General features: G+C 72.1%; 18 protein-coding genes. 13 read left to right on the top strand and 5 right to left on the bottom strand.

All coding sequences use genetic code 11. The features are described from left to right. Positions 1-88 precede the first annotated feature (88 nt). The 3 genes from AB0C46_RS29975 to nudC all read left to right on the top strand — a co-directional run bounded on the left by AB0C46_RS29975 (position 89) and on the right by nudC (position 6,330). The gene (locus tag AB0C46_RS29975; protein ID WP_362831617.1) at positions 89-3,910 is read left to right on the top strand and encodes a UvrD-helicase domain-containing protein; all 3,822 of its coding nucleotides are present in this window, start codon (positions 89-91) and stop codon (positions 3,908-3,910) included. A 10-nt stretch (positions 3,911-3,920) separates the two neighbouring features. Continuing rightward, complete coding sequence (locus tag AB0C46_RS29970) at positions 3,921-5,321, top strand: dipeptidase (protein WP_362831616.1); 1,401 nt, start codon at positions 3,921-3,923, stop codon at positions 5,319-5,321. A gap of 73 nt (positions 5,322-5,394) precedes the next feature. Continuing rightward, entirely contained in the window at positions 5,395-6,330 is a 936-nt protein-coding gene (gene nudC, locus AB0C46_RS29965) for an NAD(+) diphosphatase (RefSeq protein ID WP_362831615.1), read from the top strand. A gap of 759 nt (positions 6,331-7,089) precedes the next feature. Here nudC and AB0C46_RS29960 read toward each other — a convergent pair. Continuing rightward, the gene (locus tag AB0C46_RS29960; protein WP_362831613.1) at positions 7,090-7,332 is read right to left on the bottom strand and encodes a mycoredoxin; all 243 of its coding nucleotides are present in this window, start codon (positions 7,330-7,332) and stop codon (positions 7,090-7,092) included. Positions 7,333-7,688: 356 nt separating this feature from the next. Between AB0C46_RS29960 and AB0C46_RS29955 the strand changes: the two genes are divergently transcribed. The 5 genes from AB0C46_RS29955 to AB0C46_RS29935 all read left to right on the top strand — a co-directional run bounded on the left by AB0C46_RS29955 (position 7,689) and on the right by AB0C46_RS29935 (position 11,475). After that, positions 7,689-9,917: an ATP-dependent DNA helicase UvrD2 gene (locus AB0C46_RS29955; protein ID WP_362831611.1), complete on the top strand. Its 2,229-nt coding sequence runs from the start codon at positions 7,689-7,691 to the stop codon at positions 9,915-9,917. A gap of 144 nt (positions 9,918-10,061) precedes the next feature. After that, positions 10,062-10,388, top strand: a complete 327-nt coding sequence (locus AB0C46_RS29950; protein WP_362831610.1) for a hypothetical protein — start codon at positions 10,062-10,064, stop codon at positions 10,386-10,388. 118 nt (positions 10,389-10,506) lie between these two features. Continuing rightward, the gene (locus AB0C46_RS29945) at positions 10,507-10,860 is read left to right on the top strand and encodes a WhiB family transcriptional regulator (protein ID WP_026169602.1); all 354 of its coding nucleotides are present in this window, start codon (positions 10,507-10,509) and stop codon (positions 10,858-10,860) included. Continuing rightward, positions 10,857-11,174 (top strand): hypothetical protein, encoded by a 318-nt coding sequence (locus AB0C46_RS29940; protein ID WP_362831609.1) that lies wholly within the window; start codon positions 10,857-10,859, stop codon positions 11,172-11,174. The genes AB0C46_RS29945 and AB0C46_RS29940 overlap by 4 nt, the downstream gene beginning before the upstream one ends. A 103-nt stretch (positions 11,175-11,277) precedes the next feature. Beyond that, complete coding sequence (locus tag AB0C46_RS29935) at positions 11,278-11,475, top strand: hypothetical protein (RefSeq protein WP_362831608.1); 198 nt, start codon at positions 11,278-11,280, stop codon at positions 11,473-11,475. A 118-nt stretch (positions 11,476-11,593) separates the two neighbouring features. Here the strand turns inward: AB0C46_RS29935 and AB0C46_RS29930 are convergent, their stop codons facing one another. Together AB0C46_RS29930 and AB0C46_RS29925 are read right to left on the bottom strand one after the other, a co-directional pair. Beyond that, positions 11,594-13,021: an AarF/ABC1/UbiB kinase family protein gene (locus AB0C46_RS29930; RefSeq protein WP_362831607.1), complete on the bottom strand. Its 1,428-nt coding sequence runs from the start codon at positions 13,019-13,021 to the stop codon at positions 11,594-11,596. Between the two features lie 35 nt (positions 13,022-13,056). Continuing rightward, the gene (locus AB0C46_RS29925) at positions 13,057-14,205 is read right to left on the bottom strand and encodes a ThiF family adenylyltransferase (RefSeq protein ID WP_362831606.1); all 1,149 of its coding nucleotides are present in this window, start codon (positions 14,203-14,205) and stop codon (positions 13,057-13,059) included. A 304-nt stretch (positions 14,206-14,509) separates the two neighbouring features. Here AB0C46_RS29925 and AB0C46_RS29920 point away from each other — a divergent pair, with 304 nt between their 5' ends. The 4 genes from AB0C46_RS29920 (at position 14,510) to AB0C46_RS29905 (ending at position 18,330) form a co-directional block, all read left to right on the top strand. Next, positions 14,510-15,016 carry a M48 family metallopeptidase gene (locus AB0C46_RS29920; RefSeq protein WP_362831637.1) on the top strand — a complete coding sequence of 169 codons (507 nt, stop codon included), beginning with the start codon at positions 14,510-14,512 and terminating at the stop codon, positions 15,014-15,016. Positions 15,017-15,130: 114 nt separating this feature from the next. Then, complete coding sequence (locus AB0C46_RS29915; protein WP_362831604.1) at positions 15,131-16,852, top strand: TerD family protein; 1,722 nt, start codon at positions 15,131-15,133, stop codon at positions 16,850-16,852. Between the two features lie 15 nt (positions 16,853-16,867). Further along, the gene (locus AB0C46_RS29910) at positions 16,868-17,551 is read left to right on the top strand and encodes an AIM24 family protein (RefSeq protein ID WP_362831603.1); all 684 of its coding nucleotides are present in this window, start codon (positions 16,868-16,870) and stop codon (positions 17,549-17,551) included. A gap of 20 nt (positions 17,552-17,571) precedes the next feature. Then, positions 17,572-18,330: an AIM24 family protein gene (locus AB0C46_RS29905; RefSeq protein WP_362831602.1), complete on the top strand. Its 759-nt coding sequence runs from the start codon at positions 17,572-17,574 to the stop codon at positions 18,328-18,330. An 89-nt stretch (positions 18,331-18,419) separates the two neighbouring features. Here AB0C46_RS29905 and AB0C46_RS29900 read toward each other — a convergent pair whose 3' ends face one another. Together AB0C46_RS29900 and AB0C46_RS29895 are read right to left on the bottom strand one after the other, a co-directional pair. Further along, positions 18,420-18,950, bottom strand: coding sequence for an NUDIX hydrolase (locus AB0C46_RS29900; protein WP_362831601.1), 531 nt, complete (start codon positions 18,948-18,950; stop codon positions 18,420-18,422). After that, a complete protein-coding gene (locus AB0C46_RS29895; protein ID WP_362831600.1) occupies positions 18,947-20,410 on the bottom strand; it encodes a zinc-dependent metalloprotease in 1,464 nt (487 codons plus the stop codon). The genes AB0C46_RS29900 and AB0C46_RS29895 overlap by 4 nt, the downstream gene beginning before the upstream one ends. 192 nt (positions 20,411-20,602) lie before the next feature. Between AB0C46_RS29895 and AB0C46_RS29890 the strand changes: the two genes are divergently transcribed. After that, on the top strand, positions 20,603-21,754 hold the full coding sequence (locus AB0C46_RS29890) for an SDR family oxidoreductase (protein ID WP_362831598.1): 1,152 nt from the start codon (positions 20,603-20,605) through the stop codon (positions 21,752-21,754). Positions 21,755-21,816: the final 62 nt, after the last annotated feature.

Here is a 21,816-nt window from a genome sequence, read left to right as displayed (position 1 = left end):
ACCGCCGTGCCCGCGGCGCTGGCCCCGTGACCTGCGACGATGATGCCGGCGACGGCGACTGTCAGTGGCGGCCGTTACGGTTCTCGCTGTGTCAGCTCGCCTCACCGACCCCGAGCAGCTCAAGGAGCTGCTCGGCATCCCGTTCACCCCGGAGCAGACGGAGTGCATCACCGCCCCGCCCGCCCCGCAGGTCATCGTGGCCGGAGCCGGATCCGGCAAGACCACGGTCATGGCCGCCCGCGTGGTGTGGCTGGTCGGCACCGGCCAGGTCGCCCCCGAACAGGTCCTCGGGCTGACCTTCACGAACAAGGCCGCCGGAGAACTCGCCGAACGCGTCAGGGCCGCACTGCTCGCCGCCGGCGTCACCGACCCCGACGCCCTCCCGCCCGCCGCCGGCGCCACCGACCAGCCCCTCGGTGAGCCGCGGATCTCCACCTACCACGCCTTCGCCGGCCAGCTCCTCAAGGACCATGGCCTGCGCATCGGCCTGGAACCCAGCGCCCGGCTCCTCGCCGACGCCACCCGCTTCCAGCTCGCCGCCCGTACGCTGCGCGCCGCACCCGGCCCCTACCCGGCGCTCACCACCTCCCTGCCCTCCCTCGTGGAGGACCTCCTCGCCCTGGACGCCGAGCTCGCCGAACACCTCGTGGACCCCGCCGCACTCCGCGCCCACGACAGCGCACTCCTCGCCGCCCTCGACGGCGTGAAACTCACCAACGCTGACCTGCGCAAGGCCCCCGAAACCGCCCGCGGCCGCCTGGAACTGCTCGATCTCGTCACCGCCTACCGCACCGAAAAACGCCGCCGCGATCTGCTCGACTTCGGCGACCAGATCGCCCACTCCGCGACCCTCGCCACCACCCGCCCGGAAGTCGGCCGCATCCTGCGCGACGAATTCCGCGTCGTCCTGCTCGACGAGTACCAGGACACCTCCGTCGCCCAACGCCTGCTGCTCTCCGGCCTCTTCGGCGCGGGGACCGGCACCGGCACCGGCACCGGCACCGGCACCGGCACTGGGACCGCCACCGGGCATGCCGTCACCGCCGTCGGCGACCCCTGCCAGGCCATCTACGGCTGGCGCGGCGCCTCCGTGGCCAACCTGGACGACTTCCCCACCCACTTCCCCTTCGAGGACGGCACCCCCGCCCGCCGGTACGCCCTCAGCGAGAACCGCCGCAGCGGCGGCCGCCTCCTCGACCTCGCCAACGGCCTCGCCGCCCCCCTCCGCCGGATGCACGAAGGCGTCGAAGCCCTGCGCCCCGCCCCCGGCGCCGAGCGCGACGGCCTCGTCCGCTGCGCCCTGCTGCCCACCCATGCCGAAGAGCTCAGCTGGCTCGCCGACTCCCTCGCCCACCTCGTCCACACCGGCACCCCACCCGGAGAAATCGCCGTACTCTGCCGCACTGCCGGTGATTTCGCCCGTATCCAGGGTGAACTGGTCGCCCGGGACATCCCCGTAGAGGTCGTCGGCCTCTCCGGGCTGCTGCATCTGCCCGAGATCGCCGACCTCGTCGCCGTCTGCGAGGTCCTCCAGGACCCCACGGCCAACGCCGCCCTGGTCCGCCTGCTGATCGGCCCGCGCTGGCGGATCGGCCCCCGGGACCTGGCGCTCCTCGGGCGCCGCGCCCGCACCCTCGTTCACTACGGCGGGCCGTCCGACGACCCCGCACAACGCCTCGCCGAGGCCGTCGAAGGCGTCGACCCCGCCGAGACCATCTCGCTCGCCGACGCCCTCGACACCTTCCTGGAAGCCGAAGGGCCCGACGACGGCCTCCCGTTCTCCGCCGAGGCACGGGTGCGCTTCGCCTACCTCGCCACCGAACTCCGCGACCTGCGCCGCTCCCTCGGCGACCCCCTCATGGACGTGCTCCACCGGGTGCTCGCCGCCACCGGCCTGGAAGTCGAGCTGTCCGCCTCCCCGCACGCCCTCGCCGCCCGCCGCCGCGAAACCCTCGGCACCTTCCTCGACATCGCAGCCGGATTCGCCGCCAAACAGGGCGGCGAATCCCTCGACGGCGACGCCACCCTCCTCGCTTTCCTCGGCTTTCTGCGCACCGCCGTCCAATACGAAAAGGGCCTCGACAGCTCCCTCCCCGGCGGCGACAACACCGTCAAGGTGCTCACCGCTCACAAATCCAAGGGCCTGGAATGGGACGTCGTCGCCGTACCCGGCCTGGTCGGCAAGCAATTCCCCAGCGAACAGGCCCGCGAGTCCTGGACCAGCCGCCCCAAGGTCCTCCCGCACGCCCTGCGCGGCGACGCGGCGACCCTCCCCGACGTCGGGGAATGGACCGCCCGCGGCCTGAAATCCTTCAAGGAGGCGATGAAGCACCACCAGGAAACCGAGGAACTCCGCCTCGGCTATGTCACCTTCACCCGCCCCCGATCTCTGCTGCTCGGCTCCGGCCACTGGTGGGGCCCCCAGCAGAAGCGGCCGCGCGGCCCGTCCGCCTTCCTGGAGGCACTGCGCGAGCACTGCGAAGCCGGACACGGCGAGATCGAGCACTGGGCCGAGGCCCCCGAGGACGGCGAGGAGAACCCGGCCCTCTCCGAGGAGGCCACCACGGAACAGGCCTGGCCGCTGCCCCTCGACCCCACCGCCACCGCCCGCCGCCGCGCCGCCGCGGCCACGGTCCGCGCCCATCTGGAGCGCAGAACGGGACAGCAGGCGACGGTCTCCGTATCCGCCGGGCCCTCCCTGTCCGCCCATGACCCCGACTGGCCGCCGCCCCCGCCGGACGACACCTGGGACACGGACCCGTACGACGCACCCGAGGCCGACCCGTTCGATCTCCCCGGGGCCGGCCCGTTCGAGGACGCCCCGCCGTACGACGCACCCGCCGCCGCCCCCTTCGAGGCCGACCCGTTCGACGCCGACGCCTTCGAGGCCGACGCCTTCGACGCCCGCCCGACCGAGGACGCCGCGGCGTACGACGTCCCGGCGTACGACATCCCGGCGTACGACATCCCGGCGTACGACGCCCCCGAGGCCGCCCCCGAGGCCGAGGCCGGGATTGGGACCGGGGCCGGGACCACGCCCGCTCCCGCCTCGGACCGGGCAGCACCCCGCCCCCGCATCGTCGCCCAGCGCTCCACCGAGCCCGACCTCACCGGCCCGGCCGACCCGGCCCACCCCGATGAAACCGCCCCCGCCTACCCCGAGGACACCGCCCCCCACACCCTCCTCCCCGAGGAGCGCCGCACCGTCGGATCCTGGGACCGCGATCTGGACGCGCTCGCCGCCGAGCTGCGCCGCTCCCGCGCGACCGTCCGCGACGTCCCGCTGCCGTCCGCGCTCAGCGCCACCCAGCTCCTCCGCCTCGCCGCCGACCCGGACGGCTTCGCCCGCGAACTGGCCCGCCCCATGCCGCGCCCGCCGCAGCCCGGCGCCCGCCGCGGCACCCGCTTCCACGCCTGGGTCGAATCCCGCTTCGAAGAGCTCACGCTGCCGCTGCTCGGCCCCGACGAACTCCCGGGCGCCGAACCGGGCGAGGAAGCCGAGATCGTCGACGAGCACGACCTCGAAGCCCTCAAGGAAGCCTTCGCCCGCACCCCCTACGCCCACCGCACCCCCTACCGGGTCGAGGCCCCCTTCCAGCTGACCCTCGCCGGCCGGGTGATCCGCGGCCGGATCGACGCCGTCTACAAGGAGGCCGGCCCCGACGGCGACCGCTTCGAGATCGTCGACTGGAAAACCGGCCGCGCCCACACCGCCGACCCCCTTCAGCTGGCCGTCTACCGCCTCGCCTGGGCCGAGCGGTACGGCCTGGAGCCCTCCGCGGTCGATGCGGCCTTCCTCTACGTCCGCAGCGGCGAGGTGGTCAGACCCACCCGGCTCCCCGGCCGGGCCGGGCTCGAACGCATCCTGCTCGGCGAGACCGCCGACCTGCCTCCCCCGGAAGGCCGATAGGCTCGGTCGTATGAGCACAACCCCGGACAGCGCCGTCCGCGCGTACCTCACCCTCCACCGCGAAGCCTTCCTCGAAGACCTCGCCGAGTGGCTGCGCATCCCCTCCGTGTCCGCCGACCCGGAGCGCGCCGGCGATGTACGCCGCAGCGCCGAATGGCTCGCCGCGAAGCTCACCGACACCGGCTTCCCGACCACCGAGATCTGGGAGACCGGCGGCCTGCCCGCGGTCTTCGCCGAATGGCCCGCCGGCGACCCGTCCGCGCCGACCGTGCTCGTCTACGGCCACCACGACGTCCAGCCCGCCGCCCGCGAGGACGGCTGGCACACCGACCCCTTCGCCCCGCAGACCATCGACGGCAAGCTCTACGCCCGCGGTGCCGCCGACGACAAGGGCCAGGTGTTCTTCCACACCCTGGGCGTGCGCGCGCACCTCGCCGCGACCGGCCGCTCCGCCCCCGCCGTCAACCTCAAGCTGCTGATCGAGGGCGAGGAGGAGTCCGGCTCACCGAATTTCCCGGCCCTGCTCGAAAAGCACGCCGACCGCCTCGCCTGCGACGCGGTGATCGTCTCCGACACCGGCATGTGGTCCAAGGACACCCCCACGGTCTGCACCGGTATGCGCGGCCTGACGGACTGTCAGATCGACCTCTACGGCCCCGACCAGGACATCCACTCCGGATCGTTCGGCGGCGCCGTCCCCAACCCCGCCACCGAGGCCGCCCGGCTGGCCGCCGCCCTGCACGACGCCGACCGCCGGGTCGCCGTCCCCGGCTTCTACGACGGCATGATCGAACTCACCGATCAGGAACGGGAACTCTTCGCCGAGCTCCCCTTCGACGAGGAGGAATGGCTGCGCACCGCGCACTCCCACGCCACCCTCGGTGAGGCCGGCAGCACGACCCTGGAACGCATCTGGGCCCGCCCCACCGCCGAGGTCAACGGCATCGGCGGCGGCTACCAAGGCCCCGGCGGCAAAACCATCGTGCCCTCCACCGCACAGCTCAAGCTGTCCTTCCGGCTGGTCGCCGGACAGAACGCGGCCGCCGTGCAGCAGTCCGTACGCGACTGGGTCGCAGCGCGCCTCCCGGCCGGCATCCGCCACGAGATCTCCTTCTGGGGCGCCACCCGCCCCTGCCTCACCCCGCTCGACCACCCGGCGCTCCAGTCCGTCGTCCGCGCCATGGGCCGGGCCTTCGACCAGAAGATCCGCTTCACCCGCGAGGGCGGCTCCGGGCCGGCCGCCGACCTCCAGGACGTCCTCGGCGTCCCGGTCCTCTTCCTCGGCATCTCCGTCCCGTCCGACGGCTGGCACGCACCGAACGAAAAGGTCGAGCTCGACCTGCTGATGAAGGGCGTCGAGACCGCCGCCCACCTGTGGGGCGACCTGGCGGAGACCTGGCCCACGGCCTGACCATGCGCACCGCCGCACCGACCGCGCCCGTACGCAGCAATCACCCACGCCACTGGGGGAGTTGGAAACAGCAGTGACCACCTGGACCGACCACAGCGCCGACCGGCCGCTCACCTTCAGCGCGCCGAGCGGAATCGACCGCTCCGCCCATCACCGCCTCGACGAGGCGTGGCTGGCGGCGGCCTGGAGCCACCCGACGACGCGCGTCTTCGTGGTGTCCGGCGGCCAGGCGCTGATCGACGACACCCCCGACGGCCGCACCGAGCTGATCATGACGCCGTCCTTCGAGGCGCCGCTGACCGAGGCACACCGCTACTACCTCGGCACCGACGACGACGGCGTCAGCTACTTCGCCCTCCAGAAGGACTCGCTGCCCGGCCGCATGGACCAGTCCGCGCGCCCGGCGGGACTGCGCGAGGCGGGCCTGCTGCTCTCCCCCCGCGACGCCGGCCTCCTCGTCCACGCCGTCGCCCTCGAAAACTGGCAGCGGCTGCACCGCTTCTGCTCACGCTGCGGCGAACGCACCGTCATCGCCGCCGCCGGCCACATCCGCCGCTGCCCGGCCTGCGGCGCCGAGCACTACCCGCGCACCGACCCGGCCGTGATCATGCTCGTCACCGACGAGGAGGACCGCGCACTCCTGGGCCGGCAGGTCCACTGGCCCGAGGGCCGCTTCTCCACCCTCGCGGGCTTCGTCGAGCCGGGGGAGTCCATCGAGCAGTCGGTTGCCCGCGAGGTCTTCGAGGAGGCCGGCGTCGTCGTCGGCGACGTCGAATACCTCGCCAGCCAGCCCTGGCCCTTCCCCTCCAGCCTGATGCTGGGCTTCATGGCGCGCGCCACCTCCTCCGAGATCCAGGTCGACGGCGAGGAGATCGAAGAGGCCCGCTGGTTCTCCCGCGAGGACCTGCGCGCCGCCTTCGAATCCGGCGAGGTCCTCCCGCCGTACGGCATCTCCATCGCCGCCCGCCTCATCGAGCTCTGGTACGGCAAGCCGCTGCCGAAGCCGTGAGCGGCGCCGGTACGGCCAGTGCAGAGGGGTCGGCCCGCTTGATGCCCCTTGATGCCGTGACGGCCGGATGCCGTGATGCTGTGACGGCAGGATGCCCTGACGGCAGGATGCCCTGGCGTCCTGATGGCCCGGCCTCCTGATGACCTGGCGTCCTGATGGCCCGGCGTCCTGATGGCCCGGCGCCCTGATGACTCGGCCTCCTGATGCCCCGGCGGCGGGAGGTCCCGATGCCACGGGGCATGCCATGGGGCACGGACAGGGCCGCCGGCCGGATCCCTCGGGCGGGACGGCCGACGGCCCTTTGAAGCTGCTCATGCGTCGAAGCCACTGGCACGGATCGAAGCCACTGGTACGGATCGGGAGCGCTACCGGTACGGATCGAAGCCACCGGTAAGGATCGCGGCCACCGGTACGGATCGAAGCCGTGGTGCGGGCGAAGCCGTGGTGCGGGCGAAGCCGTGGTGCGGGCGAAGCCGTGCATGGAGCATGAGACCGCTCACGGGGCACAGAGTGGCTGGCTCCCCGTGCGCTGAGGCCGCTCGCCCGCTCGCCCGCTCGCCCCGGACGAAGCCGCAGCCGCCCACGCGGACGGCGCCACCGCCAAGGAGCCCCGCTGCGTGTCGGGACCCCGCACAGCAACCAGGCCGGCCGCGCGCCCTCCAGGCAGGCGAGCCGGGCTGAGCCGCCGCCAAGAGGGAGCGGTCACTCTGCCAAGAGGGAGCGGTCACTCCGCCAAGGCGGCGGTGAAGCGTCCGGCGCTCAGGCCCCGACCTTGTCCTTGACCTGCGCCAGGGACGGGTTGGTCAGCGTCGAACCATCGGGGAACAGCACGGTCGGCACCGTCTGGTTGCCGCCGTTCGCCTCCTCCACGAACGCCGCCGACTCCGGGTCGTGCTCGATGTTGATTTCGGTGTACGCGATGCCCTCGCGGTCCATCTGGCCCTTCAGCCGACGGCAGTAACCGCACCAGGTCGTGCTGTACATCGTCACAGTGCCCGCCATGCGCCCTGAGCTCCTTCGATAAGTCTTGATCCAATACCACCCGCATCCGTACCCGGCGCGGCCAAGCAACTCAACGCACATCACCCCTCAGCCATTCCCGGCCTTCCGAGCGGCCGGTGCCCGCAAGGGGACCGGGGTGCGTCCCGCGGGGCGGCATGCGGAGGCCAGAGCCTACCCACCCTCCGCCCGCTGCTCGCCGCCCTCCGACCGCCGCCTTCCGACTGCCGAGACAAGCAAAACACCCGCCGCAGCCGCGCACCGTCCGTTGTCCACAGGGGACGGGATGCGTACGACCGGGGTCCGGCGGCTGTGGACAGGTTTCCCGGGCGTCCCGGGGGACCTGGCAGCATGGCGGGGTGACAGCAGCAACGGACTCCTCTCTTTTCCCGCAGGTGCCTGACTCGGCCGACGGGGTGCTCGACGGGCTCGACCCCGAGCAGCGCGAGGTCGCGACGGCTCTGCACGATCCGGTGTGCGTGCTGGCCGGTGCCGGCACGGGCAAGACCCGCGCGATCACCCACCGGATCGCGTACGGGGTACGGGCCGGAATTCTGCAGCCCGCGAGTGTGCTCGCGGTCACGTTCACGGCCCGCGCGGCCGGCGAGATGCGCGGCCGGCTGCGTCAGCTCGGCGCGGGCGGGGTCCAGGCCAGGACGTTCCACTCCGCGGCGCTGCGGCAGCTCCAGTTCTTCTGGCCGAAGGCCGTCGGTGGCGAGGTCCCGCGGCTGCTGGAGCGCAAGATCCAGCTCGTCGCCGAGGCCGCCGCCCGCTGTCGTATCCGGCTCGACCGCAATGAGCTGCGCGATGTCACGGCCGAGATCGAGTGGTCCAAGGTCACCCAGACCGTCCCGGCCGACTATCCGGCGGCGGTCGCCAAGGCCGGCCGTGAGGCCCCGCGCGACCCGGCCGAGGTCGGGCAGATCTACGGCACGTACGAACAGCTCAAGCGCGACCGGGGCAGCATCGACTTCGAGGATGTGCTGCTGCTCACGGTCGGTGTGCTGCAGGACCGGCACGACATCGCCGAGCAGGTCCGTGCGCAGTATCAGCACTTCGTCGTCGACGAGTACCAGGACGTCAGCCCGCTCCAGCAGCGTCTGCTGGAGCTGTGGATGGGGGACCGCGACAACCTCTGCGTGGTCGGCGACGCCAGCCAGACGATCTACAGCTTCACCGGTGCCACCCCCGACCACCTCCTCAACTTCCGCACCCGCCATCCGAACGCGACGGTCGTCAAGCTCGTCCGCGACTACCGCTCCAGCCCCCAGGTCGTGCACCTCGCCAACGGCCTGCTCTCTCAGGCCCAGGGACGGGCCGCCGAGCACCGCCTGGAGCTGATCTCGCAGCGCGAGGCGGGCCCCGAGCCCGTATACACGGAGTACGCCGACGAGCCCGCCGAGGCCGAGGGCACCGCCCGCCGTATCCGCGACCTGATCGCTTCCGGTGTGTCCGCCGGTGAGATCGCCGTCCTCTTCCGCATCAACGCCCAGTCCGAGGTCTATGAGCAGGCGCTGGCCGATGTCGGCGTGCCGTATCAGCTGCGGGGCGCCGAGCGGTTCTTCGAGCGGCCGGAGGTGCGCGAGGCCGGCGTCAAGCTGCGGGGCGCCGCCCGCTTCGGGTCCAACGATGCGCTGCTCGACGACGCGGTGGACCTGCCGTCCGAGGTGCGGGCGGTACTCAGCGACATGGGCTGGACCAGCCGGCCCCCGGCCGGTTCCGGGGCGGTGCGGGACCGCTGGGAGTCCCTGGCGGCTCTGGTGCGGCTCGCCGAGGACTTCGCCGGGGCCCGGCCCGCAGCCACCCTCGCCGATCTCGTCGCCGAGCTGGACGAGCGGGCCAACGCGCAGCACGCCCCGACGGTCGAAGGCGTGACCCTCGCGTCCCTGCACGCCGCCAAGGGCCTGGAGTGGGAGGCCGTCTTCCTGGTCGGTCTCACCGAAGGCATGATGCCGATCACCTACGCCAAGACCGACGAGCAGATAGAGGAGGAACGCCGCCTCCTGTATGTCGGCGTCACCCGCGCCCGGCTGCATCTGGGGCTGTCCTGGTCGCTGGCGCGTTCTCCGGGCGGGCGGGCCTCCCGCCGCGCCAGCCGGTTCCTGAGCGGCCTGCGGCCGGGCTCCGGGGCGGTGGCGGGCCGCCGTACGCCGGGCGCGGTCTCCGGGGGCGTCGAGCGCGGCGAAGGGGCGGCGACGGTGGCACGGCGCCCCAAGCACCGCAGCCCGGCCCGCTGCCGGGTCTGCAACAGGACGCTCACGGACGCGGGCGAGATGAAGCTGATGCGGTGTGAGGACTGCCCCTCGGAGCTGGACGAGGCGCTCTACGAGCGGCTGTGCGCGTGGCGGGCCGAACAGGCCGCGCGCTCCCGGCAGCCCGCGTACTGCATCTTCACCGACAAGACACTGATGGCGATCGCGGAGGCGGTTCCGGGAACCGAATCGGAGCTTGCGGTCATCTCAGGAGTAGGGCGGCGGAAGTTCGACCGCTTCGGCAGCGACGTGCTGGCAATCTGTGCCGGCGAGGAGCTCGCGGGGGTCTCGGAGGAGGGGCCCGGAGGCGCCGCGAAAAACTCGTCGAAAAAATAGTTTGCGCGCGCGGAGCACAGCCCCATAGCCTTCGGGAGCAACGGAGACAACGGAACCTTCCGAGATCCGATGGATCCGTGCTGTACTTGAACACCCTGGAACGGGATTCCCGGTCCACCGAGACGCCGAGAGGAGGCGAGACCAGTGATCAGCATCATCGAGACCAACAAAATGACCGATCTCTCGGTCGTTGCCACCTGCACGCTCGGCTCCTCGCTCCTTGGCACCGGTCTGTCCGGCTTCGGCCGCCTGTCCGGTACCGAGGTCGCGCGCCCCGAGTCCCTCGCTGTGCTGACGCGCAGTGAGCGCACCGCGCGACCGACCGAGGCACCTGCGGTAGCAGCAGCGGCGGCATCGGCGAATGCCTTTGTCTTCGCGGCGGCCAATGGTGCCGGATCCCGGAAGCAGTACCAGACGCAGCATGAAATGTGGGCCTACCGCGGCCTCGAACCCTGGAGAGATCCAGCCTGATCGGCACGATCAGGTCGGCACCTTCCAGGGCCGCGGAACCCACACCGGGATCCGCGGCCCTTTTGTTTGCCCATGCGCCCGCCACCAGCCGGGCCGAACAGACGAGGAACACACCACCGTGCAACTCCAGACGCACACCCCGTCCGTAGCAACCGACCTGATCCCTCCGCCCGACCCTCAGGAGAACTCCTTGCTGCCCCTCACCGAGCTCGACGACGAGATCGACCGCCTCGGCGCCGCTGTTCCGTGCCGTACCTACGACCCGGAGGTCTTCTTCGCCGAGTCCCCGGCCGACGTCGAGTACGCCAAGACGCTGTGCCAGACCTGCCCCGTCCGCGAGGCCTGTCTCGCCGGTGCCAAGGACCGCCGTGAGCCGTGGGGTGTCTGGGGTGGCGAGCTCTTCGTCCAGGGCGTTGTCGTGCCGCGGAAGCGTCCGCGTGGCCGTCCGCGTAAGAACCCGGTTGCGGCATGAACACCATCGGCACAGGAACGATCGATCGTCCCCTCACACGGGATCCCCAGAAGCAGGACCTCACGATGAACCCCACCTTCACCGACACACCCGTCCCCGTGAACACCGACGCGATCGAGTCGCGTCAGAACAGGAACCACGCAATGCAACTCATCCCAGAAGCCCTGGCGCGTGCACATATGCACGAACGCCTCCAGGAGGCCGAATCAGAACGCAGGGCTCATCGGCTCGCCGCCGCGCGGCGTATGCAGCGTCGCGCCGAGCGCGCGTCGCTGCGTGCCCGCCGTGCGCTGGCCATGGCCGTGATGCAGTAAGGGTGGTGCTCTGATGCCGCCACTCACGGGGTCCGTCCGACAGGGCGGGCCCCGTGGTGCGTTATATCCCGCTTCCTGCGGTTGACGGGGATATCGTCGGACGGTGGACCAGAAGACGCATGAACAGGCGGAGTTGGCTGACGGCGACACGGTGTGCGCCGGCTGTGGCGCGGTGGCCGAGGGCACCCCGCCGACCTGGACCTGCTCCGTCGAGAACGGTGAACGCCGTTACTTCTGCGACGGCTGCGCGCGGGAGAACATCCGGGCCATCGAGGGACGCCTGGATTCGGGCTGGTGGTGATTCAGGCTGGTGGTGAGGCCTCTCCCGCCACGGCGGCCGTGAGCTCCCGGCTGCCGGGCCGCTCCGGGCGGCCAGGCGGTCCGGGCGGGGCCGAGGCGGTGCGGCCCGGCGGGCGGGCTCAGGCCGTGGACTCTTCGACGGCCTCCTCACTGAGGTCCGCGCCGACGACGGCGCCGAAGTCGGCGAGGTCCGAGCCGGCCGGCTCCTCCTCGGGCACAAAGCCGGGCAGCCAGGCCTCGAGTTCGTCGCGCAGCCGTACCGCCGCCCCCAACTGGCACAGCACACCGATCGTGCTCAACGTCACACGGTGGATCAGGAGGTATGCGGGCGGCAGATTGAGCTGTTTGGCCAACTGGTAGGCGGGGGAGCGCGGATCGCCGATCCGGGCCGCCTGATGGCGCATCCAGCCCCGGGTGAAGGTGAACTCGTCCACCTGCGCGGGTTCGATGATCGGCAGCAGATACTCCAGCACCGCGTCCGGCTCCAGCTCGATGGACTCCTTGACGAAGCCCTCCTCGCACAGCAGCTGGTAGACGGCGTCCGCCTCGCCGTCCAGCGTCATCCGCAGTGAGGTGCCGATCGTCGGCGGCAGCCCCTCGGGGAGCCGGTCGACGGTGCCGAAGTCCAGCACCCCCAGCCGCCACTCCTCGACGGGGCCGTCCGGGAAGTCCCCGGCCAGCAGCCGGAAGTTGCCCGGATGCGGGTCGGCGTGCAGCAGGCCCGTACGGGCGGGGCCGGAGAAGAGGAAGCGGGCCAGGAGCTGACCGGCCCGGTCCCGCTGTTCGTCGGTGCCGTCCGCGATCACCTCGGACAGCGGCACCCCCGCCATCCACTCCGTCACCAGCACCTGGTCGCACTGGTGGACCACGGCCGGCACCACCACATCCGGGTCGTCGGCGAACTCCTCGGCATGTGCCCGCTGGGCCTCCGCCTCCAGGGAGTAGTCCAGCTCCTCCGATACCCGGTCACGCAGCTCGGTGATCAGCGGCTTGATGTCCATGCCCGGGATCAGCGGACCCAGCAGCCGGGCGAACCGGCTCAGCTGTGACAGGTCCGACAGCAGTGCCTGGCCGGCACCCGGATACTGCACCTTGACGGCCACCTCGCGGCCGTCGTGCCACACCGCCCGGTGCACCTGCCCGATCGAGGCCGCCGCGGCCGGCTTGTCCTCGAACTCCTCGAACAGCTCCTGCCAGTCCTCGCCGAGCTGCTCCGCCAGTACCGCGTGCACCGTGCCCGTCGGCATCGGCGGCGCCGCCTCCTGAAGCTTCGTCAGGGCGGCGCGGTAGGGCCCGGCGATCTCCTCGGGCAGCGCCGACTCGAAGACGGACAGCGCCTGCCCGAACTTCATCGCCCCGCCCTTCAGCTCACCGAGCACCTTGAAGAGCTGTTCCGCGGTGCGCTGTTGAAGCTCACGGCCGACGATCTCGGCGGATCTGCCGCCGATCCGCTTGCCCAGGCCCCAGGTGGCGCGGCCGGCGAACCCCAGTGGCAGCGCGGCCAGCTTGGCGGTGCGGGTGACCGCCTTGCGGGGAAGATCAGACATGCGCCCCTCCAACTCACACTGTCCCCCTACCGGGGTTACTCCGTCATTGTGGCGTGTTCCGGCTGAGGATCCGAGGCGCCCGCCGCACTCGCTGAGGCGGCAGCGCCACAGCCGCAGTCCGGATGAGGCTCGATCCGCACCGTCCGCACGCTTGCACACGGCGCCGCGAGCTCCATCCGTGCCCCTGTGCACGGCGGGAGTTCACCGTCGAGGAACGCCAGCGCCTGGACGGCGGCGACCCCCGCGACCGTTGTTGCCAGCGCGGCATCGCAGGCCGGCACCGCGGGTGCACCGCGCCCCGACCGCCACTGCGCAAGCAACCGCGGCCAGGCCGGCTCCGCGTCCGTACGACGCAGCTCGTCGCAGCGGGCACAGGCCGAACCGCCGGGCAGCACCAACGGACCCACCACACCCGTGCCCTCGATCACCCCCGCGTAAAGATGTGGGATCCCGGCGATGAGCAACGGCTCGGACAGCACGGGGTCGGGGGCGTACGCGCCGAGCCCGTCCCGCGGGGCGAGCACCACGAGCGACAGTCCGGGTTCGCCCGATTCGCTGACCGGGACCCTCGGCCGTGGGGTACGGCTCCAGGGGGAGGACTGCTGGACCAGCCGTTGCGCGGCAGTGCGCCGCCGCTCGCCGATCCGCTCGGCCGGCAGCCCGCCGGGCAACACGTCCCACGGCTGGACCGTGCCACCGTCGAACACCTCCACCCGCCCGATCCCCGAGGCCGACAGCAGCGCCGCGATCGCGGCACCGACCCGCCCCGACCCCTTGACCCGGGCCCGGACCGCCCGGCGCGCTCCCATCCGGCCCAGCGCGCCCGCGGGCTCCGGATGCTGCACCGAGAGGGAAGCCAGATCGGGCCGCAGCTGCTCGAAGGCCGCGTGGTCCGCCCGAACGTCCTCGGCTGCCGGACCGCCCGCGGTGGGGGCTTCCAGCAGCCCGGCGGCGCCGAGCCGCTCCACCACACCCCGCACATGCTCGGGTGGGAGGTCCAGTAACGCGGCCTCCTCGACCAGTTGCTGCATGGTGCGGGTGCCGTCGATCAGTGAGAGGAAACTGCCGGTGGCCGTATCCACCGGGCCGACCACCATCGCATGCGCCGGCGCCACTCCGAACCGCACCGTTTCCCGGTCCCGCCAGCCGCGCCGCAGCGCGGGCTTGAGCATCGGATGCCTCATCTCCGCCCCCGTCCATTTCCTTCGTCGTCCGGCTCTCAGCATGCGCCCCGCGGCGGATCGGCGTGGAAGTTATCCACAGGCAGGGGGCAATGGTCGTACAAGCGGTGCACGCCATGGAGTGGTTCGGTGGCGAACCGTCCGCGGGGCGGGACTTCCCGCCGCGCCAGCGGGTAACGTCGGGCGCGTGCCCGCCGACCCTTCCGCCCACGGCTCAGGGGAAACCCCGCTGCGCCGCGCCGCTGACACCTCGCGCGGGGCTGCCCCGAGCCCCGCGGCCGGCGGATCGGGCACCAGCGCCGTCGAGGTGCGCCGCAGTTCACGGCGGCGCAGAACGGTCTCCGCGTACCGCGAGGGCGATCGCACGGTTGTCCTGATTCCGGCCCGTATGTCCGAGGCCGAGGAGCGGCGCTGGGTCACCGTCATGCTGGACAAGCTCGCCGCCCAGGAGAGCAAGCGGATGCTGGGCGACGGCGAGCTGGCCGAGCGCGCCGAGCGGCTGTCCGGTCAGTACCTGGACGGCCGGGCCCGTCCCGCCTCGGTGCGCTGGGTGACCAACCAGAACACCCGCTGGGGATCCTGCACCCCGGCCGAGGGCAGCATCCGCCTTTCGCACCGTCTCCAGGGCATGCCGGAGTACGTCATCGACTACGTCCTGCTGCACGAACTCGCCCACCTGCTGGTCCCCGGCCACGGCCCCCGGTTCTGGCGTCTGCTGGAGTCCTACCCCCGTACGGAACGGGCCCGCGGCTACCTCGAAGGGGTGGTCGCGGCCGACCGGCTGCCCCACCTGCCCGTCGCCCGCGGCGAATGAGGACGCGCAGCCGGACGATATCCGCCGCGCCCCGGCATCGCCCGCTGTCGGTACCAGCGGTTAGCCTGGCCGCGCAGAAGCACTCACAGCCGGAGCGGGGGACGGGCGTTACGTATGGCCAGGGAATTCCAGCGGGGCCACAAGGCCAAGATCGGTGATCTGACGGCGGGAACGGATCTGTACGTCGGTGTGCAGATCGCCGGACCCGGCCTGACCTTCGACATCAGCTGCTTCGGCCTGGACGCCGACGAGCGGCTCTCCGACGACCGGTACTTCATCTTCTTCAACCAGCCCACCTCGCCCGAGGAGTCGATCCAGCTGCTCGGCGCGCAGGCCGGCGACAGCGAGTCGTTCCGGGTCACCCTCGACAAGATCCCGCCGAACATCCAGAAGCTCTCCTTCACCGCCACACTCGACGGCGAGGGCCAGGTCTCGCAGATCGGCCCCGGCTACCTCCGGATCGTGGCCGGTGGCGAAGAGGTCGCCCGCTACCCCTTCACGGGCAGCGAGTTCAGCACCGAACGCGCCGTCATGCTCGGCGACTTCTACCTCAAGGACGTCTGGCGGTTCGCCGCGGTCGGCCAGGGCTTCGACGGCGGACTCGACGCGCTGCTGAAGAACTTCGGCGGCGAGGTCGCCGAAGAGGCCGAGGCGCCGCCCGCGCCACCGGCCACGGCACAGGGCGTGCCGGGCTTCGCCCCGCCGTCCGGGCCGGCCACCCCCGCGCCGTCCTTCGGGGTGCCCGCCGCGGCGCCCGCCCCGCAGCCCGCGCCCGAGTTCGGCCCGCCCCAGGGTGCGCCGCAGGAAGCGCCGCCGGCCGCACCGCAGCCCCCGCAGCCCACCGCACCGCAGGTCCACAGCGCGCCCACGCTCGCCGCGCCGCTGGCCCCGCCGGCCGGCCCGGTCGCGCCGCCCGGCGTGCCCGGCCAGCAGCCGCCGGCTCCGTACGGCCAGCCGGCGCCCGGTCAGGACCCGTACGGCCAGCCGCAGCCCGCACCCGGCGGCTACCCCGGCCAGCAGGCCCCGCAGGCCCCTCCCTACGGGCAGCCGGTGCCGCCGCCGGGCGGATACGGCGCCCCGCAGGGCCAGCCCGCCCCGTACGGCCAGCCGGGAGAGCAGCCTCCGGGCGCCCCGTACGGGGGCGGTCAGGCACCGGCCGTGCCCCAGGGCGGCGGCCCCGGCCTCGGCGTCGTACTGGACAAGTACAAGGAAGCCCCCACCGGCCAGCGCTGGGCCCCGCAGAACAGCAAACTGATCCGCGTCGACCTCGGCATCGACGGCCAGCCGGTGCTCGCCCGGCAGGGCAGCATGGTGCTCTACCAGGGCAAGGTCGACTTCGGCCACAAGGGCGCCGGCTTCCGCGGCCGGATCGTCGGCAACGCCACCGGCCAGGAAATGCAGCTGATGCGCTGCAGCGGCCAGGGCCAGGTCTTCTTCGCGGAGAACAGCGCCCATGTCCACCCCATCGAGCTGCAGGGCGACGCCATCTGTGTGTCCGCCGACGCCGTCCTCGCCTTCGACGAGTCGCTGCAGCACGAGGTTCGCCGTATCGAGGGCCACGGCATCCCCGGTGGCGCCCTGTTCGCCATGCAGTTCCAGGGGACCGGCACCCTCGTCGTCAAGACCCAGGGCACCCCGGTCGTGCTGCCGGTCACTCCGACCACCTTCGCCGACGCCAACGCCATCGTGGCCTGGTCCGCCGCCTCGCAGGTGATCATCTCCAGCCAGGTGAGCCTGCGCCGGCAGGCCTACCCGGGCCACTCCGGCGAGACCGTGAACCTCCAGTTCCGCGGTGCGCCCGGCAACTTCATCGTCGTCCAGCCCTACGAGGTCTGAGGGAGCCCGCACGTCATGAACCAGCAGCAGCTGTCGGGCTACGTCCCGACCCCGCCCGCCGCCCGTATGGAGAACCACGGCAGCGCCATGGTGAAGATCGCCATGCAGAGCGGCCAGGACGTCTTCGCACGCACCGGCTCGATGGTCGCCTACGAAGGCTTCGTCCAGTACGAGCCGAACCCACCCGCCGTCCGCCAGATGGCCTCCCAGTGGCTCACCGGCGAAGGCGCGCCCCTGATGAAGTGCTCCGGCGACGGTCTGCTCTACCTCGCCGACTACGGCGCCGACGTCGTCTGCATCAACCTCAACGGCGACTCCCTCTCCGTCAACGGCACCAACCTCCTCGCCCTCGACGCCCACCTCCAGTGGGGCGTGCAGCGCGTCAAGGGCATGGCGAAGTTCGCCGGTCAGGGACTCTTCAACGTCCAGATCTCGGGCACCGGCTGGGTCGCCCTGACCTCCCGGGGCACGCCCATCGTCGTCGACTGCGGCCGCGGCGAGGACGAGACCTATGTGGACCCGGACGCCCTGGTCGCCTGGTCGACCAACCTGAAGATGAAGGGCAAGCGCAGCTTCAAGGCGTCCTCGATGATCGGCCGCGGCAGTGGCGAGGCATACCAACTGGGCTTCTCCGGCGAGGGGTTCGTCGTCGTCCAGCCCAGCGAGGACAGCACCGACCGGCTCCGGGCCCGGGGCTGAGGGGGAGGACCGAACACGCCATGCAGAGTCCGCTTTTCGCCTTCACCGAGGCACAGACCCAGGACCGCTACGCCCTGCAGAACAGCCAGCTGCTGCGCGTCGCCCTCCAGGGGCACGAGGACATCCTCGCCCGTAAGGGCGCGATGGTCGCCTACCAGGGGCTGCTCGAATTCGACGCCAACTACCAGACGCCGGGCCAGCACCGCACCCGCGCGCACTCCGGTGAGGGCCTCGACCTGATGCGCGTCTCCGGGCAGGGCACGGTCTATCTGGCCAACCTCGCCCAGTACGTCCATGTCGTCGACGTCGACCACGACGGCCTGACCGTCGACAGCAGCTATGTCCTGGCGCTGGACTCCGGCCTCCACCAGGAGGTCGTCTCCGTGGACAGCCAGTACGGCATCTCCGGCACCGGCAAGTACCAGCTCAACATCTCCGGACGGGGCAAGGTCGCCCTGATGACCTCCGGTGAGCCGCTGATGCTGCAGGTCACGCCCGACAAGTACGTCAACGCTGACGCCGACGCGGTGGTCGCCTGGTCCGCTTCGCTGCGCGTACAGATGCAGGCGCAGACGCACTCCTCGGGAGTGTTCCGCCGGCGCGGCAACACCGGCGAGGGCTGGGAACTCAGCTTCCTCGGCCAGGGCTACGCACTGGTCCAGCCCAGCGAGCTGCTGCCGCCGCAGAACGCCGTCATCGGCTCCGGTACGGCCGCCCAGTTCGGCATGGGCCAGCAGGGCGCCCGGGGACAGAACCAGGGCAACATCTTCACCAACTGAGCCCGCCGGCCGACCGCTGACGACCGCTGACGCACCTCCGGCGCCCGCCCCGGGAAGGGACGGGCGCCGGAAGGCGTGGCCGCTGCCGTCTAGAGCAGTGCGCGGGCGCGCTCCACCAGGCGCACCACCGACACATCGGCGACGCCGGGCACCTCGTCGTACGCGAACCACCGCAGGTCCAGCGACTCGTCGCTGATCTCCGCCACCGCGCCCGCGGGCGCCAGCGCCGCGTACTGCACGTCCAAATGCACGGCGCAGGGCGTGTGATGACGATCCAGCCGCACCGGGCCGCCGGGCAGCAGCGTCAGCCCCTGCGCGATCCCTGACTCCTCGCGCGCCTCGCGCAGCGCCGCATCGGCCAGCGAGGCGTCCTCCGGCTCGCAGTGGCCGCCCATCTGCAGCCACATCTCCAGCTTGCGGTGCAGGGTGAGCAGCACCCGCCCGCCGGCCGGATCGATCACCAGCGCGCTGGCCGTGAGATGCCCGTCCTTGCAGGGCTTCCACATGCCGTCCTGATGGGCGGCGAGGTGATCCAGATACGTCAGCCGCAGCTGATCCTGTTCGGGTGACGGCGCGGGCCACTCCTTGAGCACCCGCGCCGCGTCCTCGTGCAGACTCACCTGTCGCCGTCGCCCTTGCTCTCGCCGGGGGTCTCGTCCGGGCCGTCGCTCTCCCGGGCGGGCTTGTCCAGATCCGGCTTGCCGCCGCTCGCGGCCTCGCCGAGCATCTTGTCGAGCTCGGAGAAGTCCGGCTGCTCGTGGTGCACAAACCCGTCCGGATCGTCCAGATCGGCCGCCGTCGGCAGCATGTCCGGGTGCTCCCACAGACCGTCGCGGCCCTCCAGGCCCCGCGCGTCCGTCAGCGACGCCCACAGCCGCGAGGCGTCCCGCAGCCGGCGCGGACGCAGCTGCAGACCGATCAGCGTCGAGAACGTCTGCTCGGCGGGGCCGCCGCTCGCCCGGCGCCGCCGCAGCGTCTCACGGAGCTTGTCCGACGACGGCAGATGCGGCTTGGCGGCGGCGTGCACCACCGCGTCCACCCAGCCCTCGACGAGCGCCAGCGCGGTCTCCAGACGGGCCAGCGCCGCCTTCTGCTCCGGGGTGTCCTCGGGCTGGAACATGCCCTGCTGAAGGGCGTTCTGCAGCTCCTCGGGGTGCTGCGGATCGATCTGGCCGACCACGTCCTCCAGCTTGGTCGTGTCGACCTTGATGCCGCGCGCATAGCCCTCGACGGCACCGAACAGATGCGAGCGCAGCCACGGCACATGTGCGAAGAGCCGCTGGTGGGCGGCCTCGCGCAGGGCCAGATACAGCCGCACTTCCTCCTCCGGGACGCCCAGGCCTTCGCCGAACGTCGCGATGTTCCCCGGCAGCAGCGCGGCCTTGCCGGCCGGGCCGAGCGGCAGTCCGATGTCCGTCGAACCGACGACCTCGCCGGCCAGTACGCCCAGCGCCTGCCCGATCTGGGTGCCGAACATCGCGCCGCCCATGGAGCGCATCATCCCGAGCAGCGGGCCCGCCATGGCCTGCATCTCCCCGGGCAGCACATCGCCCATGGCCGCCCCGACGCGCTCGGCGAGCGGATTGACCAGGTCCTTCCACACCGGGAGGGTCTCCTCGACCCACTCGGCGCGGCTCCAGGCCACCACCGAGCCGGAACCCGACGGCAGCGACGTCACACCGTCCAGCCACAGATCCGCCAGCCGCACGGCCTCCTCGACCGCACTGCGCTCACCCGGCGACAGGCTCGCGTCCTTGCTGCCGTCCTCGGCGCCCTGCGCGACGGTCTGCCGCGCGATGTCCTTGGCCATGTCCCAGTTCACCGGGCCGCCCTCGTAGGAGAGCATCTGGCCGAGCTTCTGGAAGGCGGCTCCCAGGTCTCCAGGGTTCATTTCGCCACCGGGGCCGCCCATGCCGCCGAAGAGCGCCGCGAACGGATTGTCCGCGCCGCCGCTCCCGCCGCCGAACCCGAACGGGTCCGCGGGGCCCTGGCTACCTCCCTGGCCGCCCTTCTTCTTGCCGTTGTCGCCGTCCTCCGGCTCCTCCGGCGGAAGGCCGAATCCAAATGGGGTGTCACTCACGGGTTTCCTCGGCTCGTAGGGCCGCCGACCAGGTGGCCGACGGCGGCTGCCCGACATCACCTCCAGCGTAGACACCCGGACCGCTTCGGGGCTCGGTGCTTCGCTGACCCGGTGGCTGCGGCAGGATGGACGCCACCTGGTGCGTACGCATGACCACACGTTCGCACTGAAGACAACCGCTGGAGACGCCCGGTGAGTTCCCCAGATCCGACCGTTCGCGCAGCGCGAAACGCTGCGGCCCAGACCGAGAAGGCAGGCAATACCGCAGGCGGCACCACGGACCGGCCCCTGCGCCGGCCCGTCATCGCCGTCACCGGAGCCGCGTCCGGAGTCGGGGCGCTGCTCACCCGCGCCCTGGTCGCATCCGACGAGGTCAAGGAGGTGGTGGCCATCGACGAGCGGCGCGGCGACGTCGCCGAGGCACACTGGCACGTCCTCGACGTCCGGGACCCCGCCATCGCCGACAAGCTGCGCGGTGCGGACGTCGTCGTCCACCTGGCGCTCGACCTCGACCTGGAGACCGACGACGCGGCGCGCACCGCCTACAACGTGCGCGGCACCCAGACCGTGCTCACCGCCGCCGCGGCCGCCGGTGTCCACCGGGTGGTGCTGTGCACCTCCGCCATGGTCTACGGGGCACTGCCCGACAACGACGTGCCACTGGCCGAGGACGCCGAACTGCGCGCCACCGCGGATGCCACCGGTGTCGGCGACCTGCTGGAGATCGAGCACCTGGCGCACCGCGCGCCCCGTGCCCACCCCGGCCTGAACGTCACCGTGCTGCGCCCCGCCGTCCTGGTGGGCGGCACCGACACCGCGCTGACCCGCTACTTCGAGTCGCCCCGACTCCTGGTCGTCGCCGGATCCCGCCCCGCCTGGCAGTTCTGCCACGTCGAGGACCTGGTCAGCGCCCTGGAGTACGCCGCGCTGGAGAAGGTCGACGGCGAACTGGCGGTGGGCTGCGACGGCTGGCTGGAGCAGGAGGAGGTCGAGGAGCTGTCCGGCATCCGGCGCATGGAGCTGCCGTCCTCGGTCGCTCTGGGCGCCGCGGCCCGGCTGCACCGGATCGGCCTGACGCCGTCGCCCGCCGGGGACCTCGCGTACACGATGCACCCGTGGGTGGTGAGCGGCAGCCGGCTGCACGATGCGGGCTGGCGGCCCTGCTGGACGAACGAGGAGGTGCTCGCCGAGCTGCTGGAGGAGGTCGCCGGACGGCACACCGTCGCCGGCCGCAGGCTCGGCCGCAAGGACGCCACCGCCGCGGGTGCCGCCGGGGCCACCGTCGCCCTCCTGGGCACCGCCGCACTGGTGCGGCGTGCCCGTAAGGCCCGCCGCCGTATCTGAGCCGTACCGGGGCCGCCGGGCTGGAGGAGTCTCCATACGGCGGCCCGGACGACCGGCGGAAA

It is taken from the genome of Streptomyces sp. NPDC048637 (assembly GCF_040650675.1).
Lineage (GTDB): Bacteria > Actinomycetota > Actinomycetes > Streptomycetales > Streptomycetaceae > Streptomyces.
Note: the sequence above shows the minus strand (reverse complement) of the source record. Positions and strands in the feature narration are given on the sequence as shown.